The sequence below is a fragment of the Halomonas sp. YLB-10 genome (genome assembly GCF_003856855.1).
GTDB classification, from domain to species: domain Bacteria; phylum Pseudomonadota; class Gammaproteobacteria; order Pseudomonadales; family Halomonadaceae; genus Halomonas; species Halomonas litopenaei.
In genome coordinates this window covers 760,084-774,852 of record NZ_RRCU01000002.1, presented here as the reverse complement: position 1 = coordinate 774,852, position 14,769 = coordinate 760,084, and the positions used below count along the sequence as shown (strand labels likewise).

Here is a 14,769-nt window from a genome sequence, read left to right as displayed (position 1 = left end):
TTTGTTAGGGTGCTACGCCCCTCACATCATGACCGCCGTCTGGCAAGGAGTGTCCATGAACGGTCGAGCGCTGCAGGAGCGCCTGCCGCTGTCTGGCAAGGATCGCGTCTTTCGTCTATCTGCCCTTATCATCATCGCCCTGGTCGCCGTGGGCGCCAGTTTCCCCGACGCCTTCGGTGACGCCGCCAACACCGCGCTGAGCCAGGTGACCCACTACTTTGGCTGGTTCTACCTGATGGCGGTGTTCGCCTTCGTCATCTTTCTGGTGGCGCTGGCGATGAGCAAGTACGGCAAGGTGCGCCTGGGGCCCCAGGATAGCACCCCCACCTACGGCACCTTTTCCTGGATCAGCATGTTACTGGCGGCCGGCTTCGGCGTCGGTCTGGTGTTCTACGGCATGGCCGAGCCCATGACCCACTTCGCCGAGCCTCCCTATGGCGCGGTCCCCGCCGAAAGCGTGGAAGCGGCGCGCTACGCCATCCAGATGAGCTACTTCAACTGGGGGGTGCACCAGTGGGCGGCATTCTCGCTGGTCGGGCTGATCATCGCCTACTTCCAGTTCCGCAAGGACCAGGCCGGGCTGGTCTCCTCGGTGCTGTCGTCGATGACCGCCAAGCGCCCGGCGCTGCGCCCCTACACCGACTGGCTCGACATCTTCGCCGTGGTCGCCACGGTGATGGGGGTGGCGACCTCGCTGGGGCTCGGGGTCCTGCAGGTCAATGGTGGCCTCAATGCGGTCTTCGGACTGCCGGAAAGCGGCCTTTGGCAGGCGGGCATCCTCGGGGTGATGTTCGTGGCGTACATGGCCTCGACCTGGTCGGGGCTCGACAAGGGCATCAAGCGATTGTCCAACCTCAATATGGCGCTGTGCATCGCGATGATGCTGTACGTGCTGTTCACCGGCCCCACGGTCAAGATCCTCGAGACCATCACCCTGGGCATCGGCGACTACCTGCAGAATTTCATCGGCATGAGCCTCAAGATGTCGCCCTACAACGATGACCCCTGGGCTTCCAGCTGGACCATCTTCTACTGGGCGTGGGTGATCGCCTGGTCGCCCTTTGTCGGCACCTTCGTGGCTCGGGTCTCGCGGGGACGGACCATTCGCGAGTACGTACTCGGTGTGCTGGTGGTGCCGCCGCTGCTGGCGTGTCTGTGGATCGGGGTGTTCGGCGGGGCGGCCCTGCATATGGAGCTGGGCGGTGATGCCGGCCTGGCCGCCGCCACCCAGGACAATATCACCGTGGCACTGTTCGAGATGTTCGACCTGATGCCGTTTTCCACGGTGCTGTCGGTGCTCGCCATGATCCTGATTTTCATCTTTCTGGTCACCTCGGCAGACTCCGCCTCCTTTATCGTCGCCCAGATGACCGACCATGGCTCCATCGCTCCGCCGCTGTACAAGCGGATCTGCTGGGGGCTGTTGATTGCCGCCATCTGTCTGACGCTGATCGCTGCAGGTGGGCTCAAGGGACTGCAGTCCGCCGCCGTGCTGGCGGCCCTGCCGTTCTCGTTCATCCTGTTCGGGATGATGTTCGTGCTGGTCAAGGAGCTGCAGGCGGATCGCCGCAACATGCTGTCACAGCTGTACCGTCAGCATGGCGAGACCCCGGTGGGCGCGGATCCGTTCGAGGCCGGCAACCTGGCCGAGGAGGAGCGTCTGCGGCGGGCCCCCAACGTGGTCAACCGGCGCATCAACCACTGAGGTGACGTCGACCGGCACCGGCGATCTGTGACCCCGGGCGAGCACCGTCAAACGAAACTTGGCGCAAAATGCAGTATCTACGATGCATTGGTAGTCAGGAAGAGTGCCAGGACGTAAGCTCAGGGTATCGTCGGAAGGATCTCGGCCATGTCTTCACCCCCTGCCCGCGGCGCGACCCGCCGCGGGCCTCCGTCTCGTCGCAGGCGGCTGACATTCAACTGGGTCACCTTCGATCGCTGGCTGGACCGTATCGTCATCCTGGCGGTGGTAACCGCCGTGACGGTCGGTATCGTCGCTCTGGCGCTATCCTTGTTGGTGGACCCCTGATCGTACTCGACGCCCCGGTCGTGGGATGAACCGTGGCCAAGGGTCGGGCGCAGGAAGGGTCGGGCACAGGAAGGAACCATATGGGGCAGTGGCTGTTGATCATGTTGCTGGTGTTGGGCGTTGCCCTGGACAAGGGGATGATCGCAATACCGGATCGCTGGTTGCCCTGGACACCGATATCGATCGAGACGCCGCCTGGTCCTTTCCTCGGCTGGAAGCTGGCGCGGCTGGCGGATGACCCCGAGGCCTGCCGTGCGGTGCTGGCGGCGGACCCGCCCCAGCGATATACCCCACTGGATGACGTCACCCGGGGCCAGTGCGAGCTTTCCAATCTGGTGCGCTACGCCGGTGGCCAGTCGCGCATGCAGCCGAGCGTGATGACACGCTGCCCGCTGGCGGTGGCCTGGGCGGTGTTCGAGCGTCATGAGCTCAGCGCCGCTGCGCGCGCCCACCTTGGCGTGGACGTGGCCCAGATCGAACACTTCGGCAGCTTCGCCTGCCGCAACATCTATGGTCGGGCCGAGGGACGTCGCAGCCAGCATGCCAGTGCCGAGGCCCTGGATGTGGCCGCCTTCGAACTCGAGGACGGTCGTCGCATCAGCTTGTCGGGCCACTGGGGCAAGGGAGCCGAAGGACGTTTCCTGAAGGAAGTGGGGCAGCGCGCCTGCAAGGTCTTCGGCACCGTGCTGGGGCCTGACTACAATGCCGCCCACGCCGATCACTTTCATCTCGGCGTGGGCGGTCGGGTCTGCCGCTGAGGGCGGCATCCTGGCTCGGATCGGGGCGGGGTCGAAAGCTGCCTGGACGCCTCGGGCCTGGCCCTAGCGACTGAGGTCGATGTCCCGGGAATCGGTGGCAGCACCGGTCGCCGCACCCACGCCGCCGCCGATGACCGCGCCCTTGCCCACGTCGCCGCCGGTGATCGCCGCCGCGCCGGCACCTACCGCTGCACCGACCCCCGCGCCACTCAGCGCCCGTTCTCCGGTACCGGTACCGCAGGCCGACAGTGCCAGGGCCATGGTCAGGGCAGTAGCGCTCAGCCCGGTCATCTTCAGAAGTTTCATGTCGTCGTCCTCATGCTGGGGGATGACCCTAACAGTAACAACGGCACAGAAAGGAGCAAGTGAAGCAAATATGCAGCAATTGTCGCCAATTGGCGCCAATTGTGGGAGCCGTGCTCGCTTGGTCGAACCAGGTCAGACACACGACAGCTCAGACACACGGCCGGCCAGACCCAGGCGAGATACCCGACCGGCCAGACCCAGGCGAGATACCCGGCCGGACAGACCCGGGCGAGATACACGACCGGCCAGACCCAGGCGAGATACCCGGCCGGACAGACCCGGGCGAGATACACGACCGGCCAGATACAAGAACACCGCCGGCAAGCCGGCGGTGTTCTTGTGCGTCGAGCAGGTCTGGAACGAGACACCCTCGCCTCGCCCCAGGCCCAGGACCTTAGTTGTCCAGGTCGACGTCGTCCTCATCGGTGGCGGCGCCGGTGGCCGCGCCTACGCCACCGCCGATCACGGCGCCTTCGGCGACGTCACCACCGGTGGCGGCGGCGGCGCCGGCACCTACGGCGGCACCCACGCCAGCCCCACTGGCGGCGCGTTCACCGGTGCCGGTGCCGCAGGCGGCGAGGCCCAAGGTCATGAAAGTGGCCAGCAGCAGGCTGGAGAGTGTCTTGATGGAACCCTTCCTCATGATGTTTCTCCTATGCTGTTATGTGCCATATCGAGCCTATTGGCCAAGAGAGCCGAGCACAACCCCTTGATTCCCCGATGCGGTGTCGCTTCCAGCAGACATTTTCTGGTGCCGTGTCGTCACCGGCGACGACTCCCGCCTGTCAGGTACGTCTTGGATCCCTCGGCTGTTGTTGGGTGATGCAGTGGACGTTGCCGCCGCCGAGCAGGATCTCTCGGGCGGGCACGCCGATCACCCGACGCTCGGGAAAAAGCCTCGCCAGAATGTCGCGAGCCTCATTGTCGCGGCGTTCATCCAGCAGGGGCATGACCACCACTCGATTGCCGATGTAAAAGTTGACGTAGGAGGCCGCCATGCGGTCCCCGGGCTGACGTGGGTGCGAGCTTGAGAGCCGGTCGATGCCGCTGGCCTCGTCTTCGCCGATAAACAGCGGGCCGGGCTGGGGCAGACGGTGCACGGTGAACGGTCGACCGCAGGCATCGGTACTGGCTTCCAGCACCGCCAGGGCGTCGCGGCAGATCTGGTACTCCGGGTCCGCGGCGTCGTCGCACCAGGTCAAGGCAACTTCGGCGGGGCCCACAAAGCAGCAGAGATTGTCGACGTGGCCGTCGGTTTCATCGAGGTAGCAGCCCCGGGGAAGCCAGATGACCTTGCTGATGCCCAGCTGCTCACTCAGGCGCGCCTCCATGGCGGCGCGATCCAGACCCGGGTTGCGGTTGGGGTTGAGCAGGCACTCCTCGGTGGTGATCAGGGTGCCCTCGCCGTCGACGTGAATGGCGCCGCCTTCCAGCACGATACCGGCATCGAAGCGGGGGATGCCCAGCATTTCGGCGATCTTGGGGCGAATCCGGCGGTCCTTGTCCCAGGGAAAGTAGAGTCCGCCCTTGAGTCCGCCCCAGGCGTTGAATTCCCAGTCCACCACCGCCAGGCCATGTTCGGGGTGGGTCAGAAAGGTCGGGCCCACGTCACGCATCCAGGCGTCGTTGCTGGATAGTTCGACCACACGAATCGATTCCGGAAGCTGATAACGGGCGTTTTCGTACTGATCGTCGTTGACGCCCACGTAGACGGTCTCGCTCTCGGCGATGGCGCTGGCCACCGCGACGAAGGCCTGTTGGGCGGGCTTGGCTCCCAGGCGCCAGGTATCCGGGCGCTGGGGCCACAGCATCCAGCAGGCGTCGTGAGGGGCGAATTCCGCCGGCATGGACCAGCCAAGTCGGGCGGGACTGTGCGCGTCGCTGCCGGCGGAACGCGACGCGATAGGGGACGCGATAGGGGCCGGGGTCGGTGAAGACGAATGGTGTGTCTGGTTCATGGAGGCTCTCACAAGAATCCGATCAGCAGGAACACGCCGGTGGCCAGGGCCGCGGCGATCAACACGTAGGGGATCTGAGTCAGGGCGTGGGCCATGGGGCTGCAGCCGCTACCCTGGGCCGACAGCACCGTGGAGTCCCCGTAGAAGCAGGCGTGGCTACCGAAGGCGCTGGCCGAGATCAAGGCGCCGACCACCAGCGGCATATTGGCGTCCATGCTGATCGCCAACGGCAGCACGATCGGCATGGCCACCGCGAACAGCCCCCAGAAGGAGCCGGTGGCAAAGGCCAGGAAGGCCATGGTGACGAATACTACGGCGGGCAGCAGGCCGGCGGTCATCAGCGGCTGTACCGCCTGGATCACCACCTCGGTGAGGCCCAGGACGTCGTTGACCTCCTTGAGCGAGAAGCCGGCGACCAGGGTACCCAGCGGCATGATCATCGCCTTGAAGCCTTCCAGGGCGGTATCGAAGGTGTCGTTGAAGCTCAGCAGACGCTGGACGGCGATCAGCACCAGGGTGACGGCCAGGGCAACGATGACCCCGCGCAGGATGTCGATATCGAAGTACCAGGTGGCGACGATCAGGCTGGCGATGGGCAGCAGGAAGTTGAGCAGATGCGGGCTCTGGCCATCGTAGTTGGTGTCGATCTGCAGCGCGTGCTCCTCGCCGCCATCGGGCACCGGCTGGCCGGCCTTGGCACGGGCCTCGGCGGTCTTCATCGGGCCGATGTCAGGCAGCCAGCCCAGCGCGACCAGGGGCACCAGGGCCGCCGCCACCCAGGCGTAGGCCATGTACGGGATCGCCGAGATGTACAGCGACATGCCGTTGTCGGCGACGTTGTTGTCCTCGAGCAGGCCGGCGAAGAACACCGCCCAGGTCGAGAAGGGCACCAGGATGCACACCGGGGCGGCGGTGGAATCCACCAGATAGGCCAGCTTTTCGCGGGAGACGCCGAAGCGATCGGTGATCTTCTTCATCGAGGCGCTGATGGTCAGGGCGTTGAGGTAGTCGTCGACGAAGATCACCAACCCCAGCACCCAGGTGGTCAGCAGGCTCTGGCGACGACTGTGCAGTCGTTTGGTCATGGCGTCACCGAAGCTCAGCACGCCGCCGGTCTTGACCAGCAGGGCGATCAGGCTGCCGAACAGGCCGCAGACCAGGATGATCCAGGTGACGGTGTCATTGCCGAGGACCGTGAGCAGGATGTCCGACCCGCGGGTGACGACCTCGCTGGGGGCGATCATCAAGAGCCCGACCAGGCAGCCGGCAAGCAGTGATTCGATGGTGCGACGAGTGATGATGGCGGTGACCAGCACCACCAGGGTGGGAACCAGGCTCCAGACGCCGTAGGTTTCCATGCAAGCTCCTTGTATCGCCTGTGGCGACGGTTGTTATTGGACGGAAGCTATCGCGCAGGGGCGAGCCCTGCGCTGGCCGCGCGGCAAAAAAGCGTGCGGACTCGTGTTGCAGGAGGGTTCGTGGCTAGAGATAGCCGTCGCGACGCAGGGACTCGGCGGTGGCGGCAAGCGCCTCGTCGAGGATGGCGACGGCCTCGTCGACGGTGTCGCGGGTCCAGATCAGGGGCGGCGAGATCACGTTGAGATGCCCCACCGGACGAATGATCAGTCCGCGCTGCTGGGCCTCGAAGGCCACCCGATCGCCGACACGCGCGTCCACCGGGAACAGCGCCTTGGTGTCCTTGTCGGCCACGTTCTCGATGCACATCATGAAGTGGCTGCCGCGCACGTCGCCGACGGTGGGATGTCGTGACAGTGTCGCCAGTGCCTGCTCCAGATAGGGGCCGACCTCGCGGACGTTGGCGCAAAGCTCTTCTCGCTCGAGGATCTCGATATTCTTGAGCGCCGCGGCGCAACTGACCGGATGTCCGGAGTAGGTGAAGCCGGTGCTGAGTACTCCGCCCTTGCCCTGGGGCGTGCCCAGCACCTCGTAGAGGCGGTCGGAGATCAGGGTCGCGCCGAGCGGGGCATAGCCCGAGGACAGGCCCTTGGCCAGGTTGATGACGTCGGGCTGGGTGTCGAATACCGCTTCCGAGGCGAAGATGTGGCCGAGGCGACCGAAGCCGGTGACCACCTCATCGGCGATATACAGGATGTCGTGAGCGCGCAGCACCTCCTGCATGCGGGCGTGATAGCCCCGGGGGGCCACCAGTACGCCGCCGGCCCCCATGATCGGCTCGGCGATGAAGGCGGCGATATTGTCGGCGCCGATCTCGGCGATGGTGGCCTCGAGTTCCGCGACCAGATGATCACAGTACTGTGCTTCATCCATGCCATCGGGGCGACGATAGAGGTTGGCCTCGCTCAGATGGGTGACCAGACCATCGAGGGTGTCGAATTCCCAGTTGTTGCTCTCGATACCGGTCAGGCTCGCGGCCAGGTAGGTGGTGCCGTGGTAGGCGTTGCGGCGCGACAGGATACGCTTCTTGTTCGGCTTGCCCAGGCGGTTGAAGTAGTAGTGCACCAGGCGGATGGTGGCGTCGTTGGCGGTGGAGCCTCCGCAGCTGTAGAAGACATGGTTGAGGTGGGCCGGGGCCAGTTCGGCGAGCTTGGCGGCCAGCTGCGTGGCCGGCGCGTTGGACAGATTGTTGAAGGTCGAGAAGTAGGCCATGCGGGTGGCCTGTTCGGCCATGGCCTGGCCGATCTCGGCGCGCCCGTGGCCAACGTTGACGCACCACAGCCCGGCGATGCCGTCGATAAAGCGGTTGCCGTGAATGTCCTGGACGTGGATGCCCTCGGCATCGGTGATCAGCTCGCAGCCCTTGTCGTGGAAGACGCTGAAGTCGGTGAAGGGATGGACGAAGTGGTCCCGATCCTGGCGCCACAGGGTCTCGGCATCCACTGTTGTTGGGACTGGGGCCGGAACCGGAGCCGTGTCGGCGACGGGAGTCGAGGGGCGGGACGAGAGGCGAGTGTCGGGTGTTGTCATTGGAAACCTCCTTGGGAAGGTCTCCAGTCTCGCCAGACTGCCCCTGTCGATGACATATCCTTATGAGGGTAGGTCTCCTCGGGCCGCCAGGCGGCGGCAGTGCCGGTATCACCGATGGGGTAGCCTATGATCGACTCAGGTTGCCATGACCTTGATCTACCTCATGATTGAGAGAGGGGTGCGCGAAACGGCACTACCGAGACTTGAGGCAGACGTAGCGATCCTCCGACGTTGGTGTAGGCTGTGCCGTAATGATCCGCAGGTGCCGGAAGAGGTGGCCCAGATTCTGGCGCGGCGGATGCTGAATGGTCAGTCCGGATACTTTGCCATGTTGCCAGCACCACCCTTTACTCGTCGTGCCCTGGGCACCCTTGTCGCCTTTCTGATGTCGGCCCCGTTACCCGCTATCGCCGCCAACTGTGGTGCCTCGGGAGGGCTGGCTTTTGTCGGTGTCACCAACGATGGTTCGCGCTCGGTGTGGTTGTCGGGGACCTCGCCGGGTGACTTCGGGTTGGAGGCGGCGCAGGGAAAGCAGAGCGTCGATGAGTGGACGCGCAATGCCGGCGGTCTGCACCTGACCCTGTCGCCAGTGGTATCCAACGGCAACGGTGGTGTGCACAAGCTTCTGGATCTGGGGGGCAACAAGGATTGTCTGCTGGATACCCAGAACCAGAAGGGTGGCTTCACATTGCCGCCGGCCGGGCAGATCCCGATGCCGGAGCGTCCGGGCATTACCCCTCCCATCGGCAAGATCTTTCCGGATTTTTCCCGCCCTGGCGGGGTGACGCCGCCGATAGGGACGGTGCCGCCAGGCTTCCGGCCACCCACCGGGGTGACGCCGCCGATAGGTACGGTGCCACCGGACTTCAGACCACCCACCGGGGTAACGCCGCCGGTAGGCACGGTGCCACCGAACTTCCGGCCACCCACCGGGGTGACGCCGCCGATAGGGACGGTGCCGCCAGGCTTCCGGCCACCGACCGGGGTAACGCCGCCGGTAGGCACGGTGCCTCCAGACTTCCGACCGCCGACCGGAGTGACGCCACCGATAGGCACGGTGCCACCGGACTTCAGACCGCCGACCGGGGTAACGCCGCCGATAGGCACGGTGCCACCGGACTTCAGGCCACCGACCGGGGTAACGCCGCCGGTAGGTACGGTGCCACCGGACTTCAGACCACCCACCGGGGTAACGCCGCCGGTAGGTACGGTGCCTCCGGGCTTCCGGCCACCGACCGGGGTAACGCCGCCGGTAGGTACGGTGCCTCCGGGCTTCCGGCCACCGACCGGGGTAACGCCGCCGGTAGGCACGGTGCCACCGGCTTTCCCACCAATCGAGCGGCCGCCGACCGGGGTAACGCCGCCGGTAGGCACGGTGCCTCCGGGCTTCCGGCCGCCGACCGGGGTAACGCCGCCGATAGGTACGGTGCCCGCCCCCGAACGTCCGCCGGTGGGGGTGACGCCGGGGCGGCCCACCCTGGGGCAATGGAGCCTTCCTCCGAACGTTGCGCGGCCGGGCGAGGTAGCGCCCCCCATCGGTGTCGTGCCTCCGGATGTCAGGCCACCTTCCGGGGTGACACCTCCCATCGGCGTCGTACCGCCTGAACAGCGTCCGCCGTCGGGTCTGACACCCTCTGTGCCATCGATACCCCAGGGCCAGATCGTTGGCCGTGTCGATGCGGCCGAGTGGTATGCCGGGCGGGTGCCGCTGCCGGCTAACCGCTGCATCGACCCTCGTCACGACCCCAGACTCGGGGGCGCGCCGCTGGCCGATGGCACCCTGCCGGTGGTGACCTGCCCCGAGAACCTGCTGCGCCAGCACGCCCAGGCAAGAACCCGGAACGCGCTGGAGGCCACCTTGATGGAACAGGTGCCGATCACCGCAGGGCGTCAGGGAGAGCCGGTCTCTCCCTGGAACACCTGGGTGGATGCTCGTTATACCGATATCTCCGATGACCGTGATGGCCAGGATCTGGATGGCGAGGCCCAGGTAGTGGCGGTGGGGGTCGACCGCTGGGTGTCGGAGCAGGCGGTGGCGGGTGTCAGTTTTAGCGTCGACTCGAGCCGCTCTGACAACTTTGGCGGCGCCTGGGACAGCGACAGCGATGGCTTCAGCATCTCGCCCTATGTCGCCTATCGACTGTCCGAGCGCTGGGCGTTGGACGCATCGCTGATCTGGCGCTGGGGTGACAATGACACCGAACTGGCGACCCTGGATGGCAGCTTCGACACCCGTAGCTTCGGCGGCGCGCTCAATGCCCACGGTCAGTACCGCTGGGGGGAGGCCCTGTTGCGTCCCACCGTCTCGCTGTTCTACTCCCGTGAGCGCAGCGACGACTATGACCTGGACGGCAAGATCCTGGGGATACCGGTGGAGGTGGAAGTGCCCGGCGACTCCTACAGCACCGGCGTAGCGTCGGTCAGTGGTGAGCTTAGCCGTATCTACCACACTGACCACGCGGGTCTGATCATGCCCTACGCCGAACTGGGGGTGGACTGGGCCTTCGAGCAGCCCAACGACGGGCGCTACCTCAACGAGGATCTGGAGTGGGAGGACCCTTCTGACCTGACGGGTACCCTGCGCACTGGCGCTCGCTGGTTTGTCGGCGAGGCCACCCTGCTCGAGGCCAGCGCCGGCTATCTCAGCATCGGCCATGATGACCTGGATATCTGGGAGGGGCGGTTGTATCTCTCCTACCGCTTCTGAGCGGGTGCGTCAGTCACGCTGCTGGCGGGAGATCAGCGCTACGTGATCGAGAAAGGCGCGAAACAGCTCGGCCTGACTCGTGACCTGCAGGCGCTGATAGACGTGCTTGCGGTGGACCTTGACGGTGCCGTCGCTGATGCCGAGCTCTCGCGCCGCCGACTTGGCCGAGTGGCCCGCGAGCAGCAGGCGCACGATATCCTGCTCGCGGCGGGTGAGCACACCCTGGCCAAAACTCGAGAAGGCGGCGTCGACGGGCTCGACCTCCTGGTGTTGCGGTTCGAAGGCACTGCGTTGCCAGCTCCAGAACCGCTGAAGCAGGGCTTCGACGATGGGCGTCAGGTGGCGTAGCGCCTGTACGGTGCGCCGAGTCAGCGGTGGCGACTGGGTACGGAAGCCGAGAGACAGCACCATCACGGTGTCGTCGCTGACCCGTGCGAAGAGTCCGATCTCATCCTTGAGTCCCAGGCCGCGATAGTAGTGGTGGTAGTACTCGCTGCTCTCGAAACGGTCCGGCGCCAGATCGCGCAGTCGATGGGTACCGTTATCCTGACCAGACTCGATGGCCTGGAACATCGGGTCGAGCAGGTAGACGCGACTCAGATAAGGGTCGATGTCGCGCTGGCGGCGTTCGGGGGGATAGTTGTCATGGACCACTCGCGGACGGCCTCGGCCCTGGTAGGCATGCAGGATCAGGGTGTCCATGGGCACCAGCTCGGCGAGTGCCTGCTCCAGCTGTCGCGGAAGGTCGCTGCGATCGGCACCCTGAATCAGGCCAGCCAGTCGTTGGTGCCAGGCCTGGGCCGCGCTGGATGCCAGGTAGTCGATGGGAGTCATGAGGCTCGCTGGGTCGAAAGTCTGAAGCCCACACTGTATCACTTCGTTATTGGTGTCAGTGGTCGTCCCGAGGGTCTGCCGGGCTCGGCGTGACGTGGCGCTGGGGCGAGTCGGGCTGCTATCTTGGACTCCTTTGCCAACGGGACGGCAGCATGAGCGTGAGCATGACGACTCCAAGGGGCGGCGACAGGGCGAGCCGGCGCGAGATCTTCGGCTGGGCGATGTTCGACTTCGCCAATCAGGCCTACACCCTGCTGATCATCACCGTGGTGTTCGGTGAACTCTTCACCACGGTGATCGTCGGCGACCGAGGCGACGACTTTCGCCTGGCCAACCTGCTGTGGAGCCTGGCGCTGGCGCTGAGCTTTCTGCTGGTGGTGGTGACCGGTCCGCTGTGTGGTGCGGTGATGGACTACCGCGCCGAAAAGAAGCGCTTCCTGTTTGCCAGCTATCTGGCCACCATCGCCACCACCGCCATGCTCTACTTCGTCGAGCCGGGCTACGTGGCGCTGGGCTTTGTGTTGATCATCCTGTCCAACTACGCCTACTCCATGGGTGAGTCCTTTATCGCGGCCTTTCTTCCGGGGCTTGGGCCGCCAGAGAAGCTCGGCGCCATCTCCGGTTTCGGCTGGGCGCTGGGCTACGTCGGCGGACTGGTGGCAGCGGGCTTCACCCTGGCCATACTGGGCGAGGCCACCGCGGATAACTTCGAGCGGATCCGTTGGGTCGGGCCCTTCGCCGCGGGATTCTTCCTGTTGGCGGCGATACCAACCTTCGTCTGGCTCAAGGAGCGCGCCGAACCACAGCCCCATCGCCAGCCCTTAGCCCGCATCGCCTGGCAGCGGGTATCGACCACCCTGCACGAGCTGCGTCGGTTCCGTGACCTGGGTCTGTTTCTGACCTCGGTGCTGTTCTCCATGGCCGGTGTCTACATCATCATCGCCTTCGCCTTCATCTATGGCGCCCAGGTCATCGGCTGGCAGGAAAGCACCCGCAACCTGATGTTCATCATCGTCCAGATCACCGCCGCGGCAGGGGCACTCGGATTTGGCTTTATCCAGGACCGCATCGGTACCCTGGTGACCTATCTGATGACTCTGGTGCTGTGGGTGCTGGCGATCCTGGCCATCTGGGCCACCCCCGAGGTCACCGCCTGGCTAAACGCTACCTGGGGACTCGACTGGCAGGCCGAGCAACTGTTTCTGGTGGTCGGCTGCCTGGCGGGCCTCAGCCTCGGCTCCAGCCAGTCGGCCAGCCGGGTCCTGGTAGGCCTGTTCTCGCCCCGCCAGAAGGCGGCCGAGTTCTTCGGGTTCTGGGGGTTGGCCAACAAGCTGGCGGGGGTCATCGGTATCGTCGGCCTGGGACTGCTGCAGGCGGCGGTGGGGCTCAAGGCTTCGATCCTGTTGTGCGCTGCCTTCTTCATCATCGCCATCGTGATCTGCGCTGGCGTCAATCAGCGCCGCGGCCAGCGGGTGGCAGGGGAGTGGGAAGCCAGGCTGGACGATACGCACTGAACCACCTGGGCCGAGGGAACGCTATCGAGGACCTTGGCCGAGAGACCCGCTCCGAGGACGTTTGAATGCTGCCGGACGCGCTGTTCGCACCCGATACTCTGATCCTTTTGTCGGCCATCTTCGTCCTGGCAGGACTGGTCAAGGGAGTGCTCGGCATGGGCATGCCCACGGTACTGCTGGCGCTGTTGACCGCGACCCTGGGGCTGCCTCTGGCCATGGCGCTGATGCTGGTGCCCACGGTGGTCACCAACGTCTGGCAGGCCCTGGTGGGAGGGCATCTGCTGACGCTATGCCGTCGGCTCTGGTTGTTTCTGCTGGCGGCGGTGCTGGCGGTCTGGCCGGGGGTATGGGTGCTGGCCAGCGTCGAGGCTCACTGGCTATCGTTGCTGCTGGGGCTGTTGCTGATGCTCTACGCACTGATGAATCTGAGCGTGCGACGGCTGCGCTTCTCGGGAAGCCCGGTCCAGGCCGGGGCCGTCGGCGCGATGAATGGCGTCCTGACCGGGCTGACGGGCTCCAGCGTCTTCCCCGGGGTGCCCTTTCTGCAGGCCATCGGTCTGTCACGGGACGCCCTGGTTCAGGCCATGGGGCTGTTGTTCAGCCTGTCGACCCTGAGCCTGGCGCTGGCACTCGGCGAGAGGGACTTGCTCTCCACCGACCTGCTGCTGGCGTCGAGCCTGGCGCTGCTGCCGGCGAGTCTCGGCATGTGGTGGGGCGCCTGGCTCAGACGCCGGCTATCCGAGGCGCGCTTTCGCCAGGTGTTTCTGCTTGGCCTGCTGGCCATGGGCGGCTACCTGGTGACGCGTTCGCTGCTTGCGGCTTGAGCAACGACCCGGGCGACCCGAGCTTCATCGAGAGCTGCATTGGGCCGTTGCAGGCGCCGTCAGGGGTTGCCGGGGCGCCCCAGGGTTCGTTACTTCGGACGTTCCAGGGAGAACAGGTCGGTGCAGCGTGCGTAGTCGCTGCCGGCCATGCGCCCGATCGGGGCCAGGGCGTCGCAGCTGACGTGTCGACCGTTCCACACCCGGGGATCGGCGTGGATGACGGTCACCTCGGCCAGTACCAGGTTGCCTGACAGCGGACGGTCGCCGAAGTGCAGGATATCGTGAAGGCGACAGCCGAAGGCTACCGGTGCCTCCTGAATACGCGGTACCCGCAGGTCTCCCAGGCTGGCCTTGGTCAACCCGGCATGGTCGAACTCGTCTCCCTCGGGCGGCAGGCTTGCGCTGGTGGCGTTGAGCGCCTCGGCCAGCGCCTCACCACCGATATGCACGATGCACTCGCCGACCTGCTTGAGGTTGGCGATGGTGTCCTTGGTGGCGCCTTCGCCGTTGAGCAATGGAGAAAATGCCAGCACGGGGGGATCGACGCTGGCCACATTGAAAAACGAGAAGGGCGCCAGATTGGCGTGACCGCTCTCGCTCAGGGTCGACACCCAGGCGATGGGACGCGGAGCGATGGCTCCGGAGAACAGTCGATAGATCAGGCCGGCGTCCAGCTCGCTGACCTTGAGGGTGGCGTCGTCGCTCACTGTCGAACTCCTTGTGTTCATTGTCGTTGCAACAGCACCCGTTGTGATGGTGCCAGTTGGCGTGGGGCGGTCCAGGCGCTATCCCAGCACGCCGAGCCCGACAGGTCCAGCCTTGGCGGAGATGCGTGATCGAGGCCATCGCGCCGGTGCTGGAAAGGCGCCGGGGCCGCCAATCAGGCCCCG

Annotated in this window: 13 protein-coding genes; 6 read left to right on the top strand and 7 right to left on the bottom strand. The window is 65.5% G+C overall.

The window, feature by feature from the left end:
* Positions 1-55 precede the first annotated feature (55 nt).
* The 3 genes from EBB56_RS07260 (at position 56) to EBB56_RS07250 (ending at position 2,790) form a co-directional block, all read left to right on the top strand.
* Positions 56-1,705: a BCCT family transporter gene (locus EBB56_RS07260; protein ID WP_124803560.1), complete on the top strand. Its 1,650-nt coding sequence runs from the start codon at positions 56-58 to the stop codon at positions 1,703-1,705.
* Positions 1,706-1,852: 147 nt separating this feature from the next.
* A complete protein-coding gene (locus EBB56_RS07255) occupies positions 1,853-2,032 on the top strand; it encodes a hypothetical protein (RefSeq protein WP_045991250.1) in 180 nt (59 codons plus the stop codon).
* Positions 2,033-2,112: 80 nt separating this feature from the next.
* Entirely contained in the window at positions 2,113-2,790 is a 678-nt protein-coding gene (locus tag EBB56_RS07250; protein WP_124803558.1) for an extensin family protein, read from the top strand.
* Positions 2,791-2,853: 63 nt separating this feature from the next.
* Here EBB56_RS07250 and EBB56_RS07245 read toward each other — a convergent pair whose 3' ends face one another.
* The 5 genes from EBB56_RS07245 to EBB56_RS07225 all read right to left on the bottom strand — a co-directional run bounded on the left by EBB56_RS07245 (position 2,854) and on the right by EBB56_RS07225 (position 8,000).
* The gene (locus EBB56_RS07245) at positions 2,854-3,096 is read right to left on the bottom strand and encodes a hypothetical protein (RefSeq protein WP_045991248.1); all 243 of its coding nucleotides are present in this window, start codon (positions 3,094-3,096) and stop codon (positions 2,854-2,856) included.
* 394 nt (positions 3,097-3,490) lie between these two features.
* Positions 3,491-3,739, bottom strand: coding sequence for a hypothetical protein (locus tag EBB56_RS07240; protein ID WP_045991247.1), 249 nt, complete (start codon positions 3,737-3,739; stop codon positions 3,491-3,493).
* A gap of 142 nt (positions 3,740-3,881) precedes the next feature.
* Positions 3,882-5,054 (bottom strand): agmatine deiminase, encoded by a 1,173-nt coding sequence (gene aguA / locus EBB56_RS07235; RefSeq protein ID WP_108132247.1) that lies wholly within the window; start codon positions 5,052-5,054, stop codon positions 3,882-3,884.
* Between the two features lie 8 nt (positions 5,055-5,062).
* Positions 5,063-6,412: a Na+/H+ antiporter NhaC family protein gene (locus EBB56_RS07230; protein ID WP_108132248.1), complete on the bottom strand. Its 1,350-nt coding sequence runs from the start codon at positions 6,410-6,412 to the stop codon at positions 5,063-5,065.
* 124 nt (positions 6,413-6,536) lie between these two features.
* Positions 6,537-8,000: an aminotransferase gene (locus EBB56_RS07225; RefSeq protein ID WP_124803556.1), complete on the bottom strand. Its 1,464-nt coding sequence runs from the start codon at positions 7,998-8,000 to the stop codon at positions 6,537-6,539.
* A 274-nt stretch (positions 8,001-8,274) separates the two neighbouring features.
* Between EBB56_RS07225 and EBB56_RS07220 the strand changes: the two genes are divergently transcribed.
* Positions 8,275-10,707 carry an autotransporter outer membrane beta-barrel domain-containing protein gene (locus tag EBB56_RS07220; protein ID WP_124803554.1) on the top strand — a complete coding sequence of 811 codons (2,433 nt, stop codon included), beginning with the start codon at positions 8,275-8,277 and terminating at the stop codon, positions 10,705-10,707.
* Between the two features lie 9 nt (positions 10,708-10,716).
* Here the strand turns inward: EBB56_RS07220 and EBB56_RS07215 are convergent, their stop codons facing one another.
* The gene (locus tag EBB56_RS07215; protein ID WP_108132251.1) at positions 10,717-11,541 is read right to left on the bottom strand and encodes a helix-turn-helix transcriptional regulator; all 825 of its coding nucleotides are present in this window, start codon (positions 11,539-11,541) and stop codon (positions 10,717-10,719) included.
* A gap of 164 nt (positions 11,542-11,705) precedes the next feature.
* Here EBB56_RS07215 and EBB56_RS07210 point away from each other — a divergent pair, with 164 nt between their 5' ends.
* Both EBB56_RS07210 and EBB56_RS07205 read left to right on the top strand, forming a co-directional pair.
* Positions 11,706-13,055: an MFS transporter gene (locus EBB56_RS07210; RefSeq protein WP_260425301.1), complete on the top strand. Its 1,350-nt coding sequence runs from the start codon at positions 11,706-11,708 to the stop codon at positions 13,053-13,055.
* A 65-nt stretch (positions 13,056-13,120) separates the two neighbouring features.
* Entirely contained in the window at positions 13,121-13,879 is a 759-nt protein-coding gene (locus EBB56_RS07205) for a sulfite exporter TauE/SafE family protein (protein ID WP_124803550.1), read from the top strand.
* Between the two features lie 89 nt (positions 13,880-13,968).
* On the opposite strand, the gene EBB56_RS07200 is transcribed toward EBB56_RS07205, so the two are convergent.
* Positions 13,969-14,607, bottom strand: a complete 639-nt coding sequence (locus tag EBB56_RS07200) for a flavin reductase family protein (RefSeq protein WP_108449722.1) — start codon at positions 14,605-14,607, stop codon at positions 13,969-13,971.
* Between the last annotated feature and the right edge of the window lie 162 nt (positions 14,608-14,769).

Bases quoted from the DNA above. Each gene is read 5' to 3' on its own strand.
- EBB56_RS07225 (WP_124803556.1), bottom strand. From the start codon at position 8,000: ATGACAACACCCGACACTCGCCTCTCGTCCCGCCCCTCGACTCCCGTC.
- EBB56_RS07245 (WP_045991248.1), bottom strand. From the start codon at position 3,096: ATGAAACTTCTGAAGATGACCGGGCTGAGCGCTACTGCCCTGACCATG.
- EBB56_RS07215 (WP_108132251.1), bottom strand. From the start codon at position 11,541: ATGACTCCCATCGACTACCTGGCATCCAGCGCGGCCCAGGCCTGGCAC.
- EBB56_RS07210 (WP_260425301.1), top strand. From the start codon at position 11,706: ATGACGACTCCAAGGGGCGGCGACAGGGCGAGCCGGCGCGAGATCTTC.
- EBB56_RS07230 (WP_108132248.1), bottom strand. From the start codon at position 6,412: ATGGAAACCTACGGCGTCTGGAGCCTGGTTCCCACCCTGGTGGTGCTG.
- aguA (WP_108132247.1), bottom strand. From the start codon at position 5,054: ATGAACCAGACACACCATTCGTCTTCACCGACCCCGGCCCCTATCGCG.
- EBB56_RS07260 (WP_124803560.1), top strand. From the start codon at position 56: ATGAACGGTCGAGCGCTGCAGGAGCGCCTGCCGCTGTCTGGCAAGGAT.
- EBB56_RS07240 (WP_045991247.1), bottom strand. From the start codon at position 3,739: ATGAGGAAGGGTTCCATCAAGACACTCTCCAGCCTGCTGCTGGCCACT.
- EBB56_RS07200 (WP_108449722.1), bottom strand. From the start codon at position 14,607: ATGAACACAAGGAGTTCGACAGTGAGCGACGACGCCACCCTCAAGGTC.
- EBB56_RS07205 (WP_124803550.1), top strand. From the start codon at position 13,121: ATGCTGCCGGACGCGCTGTTCGCACCCGATACTCTGATCCTTTTGTCG.
- EBB56_RS07250 (WP_124803558.1), top strand. From the start codon at position 2,113: ATGGGGCAGTGGCTGTTGATCATGTTGCTGGTGTTGGGCGTTGCCCTG.
- EBB56_RS07255 (WP_045991250.1), top strand. From the start codon at position 1,853: ATGTCTTCACCCCCTGCCCGCGGCGCGACCCGCCGCGGGCCTCCGTCT.